2 protein-coding genes are annotated in these 3,556 nt (G+C 51.5%); one reads left to right on the forward strand and one right to left on the reverse strand.

Annotated elements, in window-relative coordinates; translation table 11 throughout:
- A partial coding sequence (locus tag ACFQZR_RS08825) for a family 78 glycoside hydrolase catalytic domain (protein ID WP_379344965.1) occupies positions 1-2,324 on the reverse strand: 2,324 nt, incomplete at its 3' end.
- A gap of 131 nt (positions 2,325-2,455) precedes the next feature.
- On the opposite strand from ACFQZR_RS08825, the gene ACFQZR_RS08830 reads away from it, so the two are divergent.
- Positions 2,456-3,412 carry an AraC family transcriptional regulator gene (locus tag ACFQZR_RS08830; RefSeq protein WP_083927306.1) on the forward strand — a complete coding sequence of 319 codons (957 nt, stop codon included), beginning with the start codon at positions 2,456-2,458 and terminating at the stop codon, positions 3,410-3,412.
- Positions 3,413-3,556 lie beyond the last annotated feature (144 nt).

Consider the following 3,556-nt stretch of genomic DNA (forward strand, 5'->3'; position numbering starts at 1 on the left):
CCGTCACTGTGGATACAGTCGACATAAGCAAGCCGCTCTTCATCCCATAGGTACTCATTGATAGCGCGGATCAGCTTCTCAGCCTCCTCTTCGAAACGTGACACTTGATCTCTTTCACCGACTAGTGCTCCAATCTCGGCAGCATGCCGCAGTGTTCTTGCGAGGATCATGTTCTGCGGGGTGACGACTCCCTCCCTCGGCTGCTCAAATGGAGCCCAGTCCAGCAGATTCCAGCCATGGAACACAAATACACCCTTGTCATTGATATGGTGTAGATACGCTTCCATCGTTAGCTTCACATGAGGCCAAATCTCATTCAGGAACGCTTGACGGCCATCATAACGATAATATTCCAGACAAGCGGTTACCCAGAAGAAGGTCCAGTTCGGGATTACACTGTTCCATCCGCTTGGCACTTGGTCAGCATACAGGGACGTCTGGGAAGCGGAGCCTGGTACCAGCTTCAGACACCGCTCTACGATCTCCCTGGCCCCAAAGGTATAATAATTGATGAGTGCTTCATTGCGGGCATCGCCCACCCAATACGCCTGCTCATAAGCTGGACAATCCACGAACGTATCCTCCATACACAGGCGGGTCGTGTCCCGGCTAATTACCCATATGTCGCTCAGCATGGGGTCACTGCTGCGGAAGCCGCCGACATTAGCAACTGGATAGTTGCTCTGGAGCAGCTTCACCTCGTACAGCTTTACCGGTCGAGAGGCCTCTCTGATGGTCAGCGTAAGATAGCGCAGCCCGCGCCGGATGAAGGATACATAAGTTTGCCTGCCTTCACGGCATACGTATCGGATTGTGTTGTCCAGCGAGTAGGTATGCTGGCGCCAACCCTCCTTCATATATTCAAAACCATACAGGTCGACGATGGTCCCACTCGCAGCATTCAGCTCGAATGCGATGTATCCCGACAGCTCCCGTCCAAAATCAATGACGATTTCCGTATCCATACCGTGGATAACAGGCAACAAGGCAGCGTCTGCCCCGGCTGTCACAGCATGCTGCAAGGACGACGTCATGGGTTGGGGCACCTCGCACTTCTTCCAGATGCAAGAGGTGAAGACGTCATTTAGGTTCACGAACTGCTCAGCGATCGGATGAATCCAAGCTTCGAACGGCTGCATATCGGCAGCGGATGAGGCCGTCTTGATCGCTTCATAAACGGAATGGAACTTGACCAGGTCTCTCGCCTGCTGATGATCAATGATCTCGACCGCATCGAACGGGCCGATGAGGCTAAACGGCGATGTGCCTGTTTCCCCGTCCTTTAATCCAAGCGTTTGAATCTGAAATGGCATTTCGCAGTCGAAGCCGATATGGAAACCATGCCCATGGCTGCAACCGGTTACATCAATCAGGATGAAATGATCTCCGGGCTCCAGATGGACGGTCAGATACCTCTCGGGCTCTTCTCCTGTATAGCTATCCACTGGATACAGTCGCCCATCAATTCGGATGACGGGGTCAATGCGACCTGAATCAGGGATGCCGATCGTGAATACAGCAGCATGCTCTAGAATCAGCTTCGTCGCCAAGTAGCCGCAGAAGGCGACGTTATTAGCATGGTTGCCGCTATTCGGGGACACCAATGCGTATAGATCCACGACGGCGCTCCAGGCAGGCGGCTTCACGCCGAGTATGCTCTCTACACGAGAAGGGTATACAGGCTCCTCCGTCAAGTATGGGATATCTCTAGCTACCAGCCCCGCCCAGGGCTCCATTCCTGCGGGTCCGATAACAGTTGCCTCTTCCCAATCGCTATCGTCATATTCGGGCTGTATCCAGGATGCATCCCAAGTCCTTGCATCGATGACTTCGGTAAAAGCCAGCTGGCAGGAGATGCGGGAGGAGTTGGCCTGGTATCCTTGATGGATGGCGGTCTTCCAGGATGCATCGGTTACGATGCGGGAGGAGTTCGCCATAAACTTATCCGTGTCTGCACCATGCTGCTGCATTTCCAACTGCAGTAATAATCCCCCGCGGCCTCGCAAATATTGGAACGTTGAGATGCCGTAATGCATGACTAGCACGGCAATGACCGCTTCCTTCCCTGGTTCCAGCAGATGCTCAATTTCGTATTCGTCATAGGCCCATTCGGAATGCCAAGAGCGTACAGGACCTCGTCCAAGCTGCTTGCCATTAACGAACAAGACATAACGGGAATCGGCGGTAATACGCACTGTGGACCCTTCGATAGGATTCATAGGTATGAAGGAGCGGCGAAAGCAGCGCCATACGTTCCTCGGGCTCTGTTGGCCAGAACCCCATATCCATGCTGCTTGCCAATCCGATGATATGGCTTGATTCATAATAGGATCTCCTCTCCAAATGTATTGAGCGGATTCATGATGCCATTCCAGAACAACTTTTATTATAATTGAAGAAATGAAGGATAAAAGGGGCGATTCGGACCAATCATCGGTTGTTTTCGGACATAAGTATGCCTTATGACAGAAATCAGAGGAGGAACTCCATGAAAAAAAACGTGCTTGTGACAAGCAGCAGTATGTACCTGTTCCCGGAACAGCCCGTATATGTAAACCGTGTCTCAGAGTCATTTCTCCTGGAGCAGCATCGACACGAATTTATCGAGCTCTGTTACGTGAGCGAAGGCAGAGGCTATCATTATATTGAAGGCTCTACGATTACGGTGTCTAAGGGAGACCTGTTCTACCTTCCAATCGGGGTATCTCACGTCTTCCGACCGTCAACGCCTGCCCCTGGGGAGGGACGGCTTATCGTCTACAACTGTTTGTTTAACGAATCATTCTCGGAACGGTTGATCCGTGCCTTCGAGCCTGATCAGGATGTGCAACGGCTGCTCCAATTAGAGTTCCCGGAGCAATCATGGAAAAGGTTCCATGACCACGACGGATTGTTCCAGCACAGCTTCAATATCATGCTTGAGGAATTCCAAAGGTGTCGCGCCAACTACATCCCGCTCATTCAAGCGGAGCTGGTCCGTCTGCTTACTTACATGACGCGCGCTCCATTGCTGGAAGCCTCCCCTCACGTTCAGCCTGCCAAGCGCAGAAGGGACACAGATGAGATTATATACACGATTGCAAAGCAACTGAGAGCGAATTCCTTCCAGCCAGACAGCGCAAGACGCTGTGCGGAGGAAGCCGGTCTCAGCGAGCGTCACTTCCGAAGAAGATTTAAGGAATGCTTCAGCATGACTTTCCTCGAATATGTACACAAGTGGCGAATCGAGCAGAGCTGCGAATTATTAAGGACAACGACGGACAAAGTCACGACGATTGCCCAGCAAGTCGGCTACAAGGATCTCAAATTTTACAATCGCCTGTTCAAAAAGCTGACGGGCATGACGCCCCATGCCTATCGCATGGCGCATCCCGCGGCATGGAATGAAATGGGAGGCGAAAGCGATACGTAAAAATGTCAATATCGTGCAAACCTCTAGCCGATATAACCGCCCTATTGCTCATCCCTAATTCTGAACCATTCCTGATAGGGATATAACGTGCAAAGACATCTCATCCACTCCCATGTACACTTAATTTGTGCAATTCAAAATTCA

Source organism: Paenibacillus sp. GCM10027629, assembly GCF_042676425.1.
Taxonomy (GTDB): Bacteria; Bacillota; Bacilli; order Paenibacillales; family Paenibacillaceae; genus Paenibacillus_K; species Paenibacillus_K terrigena.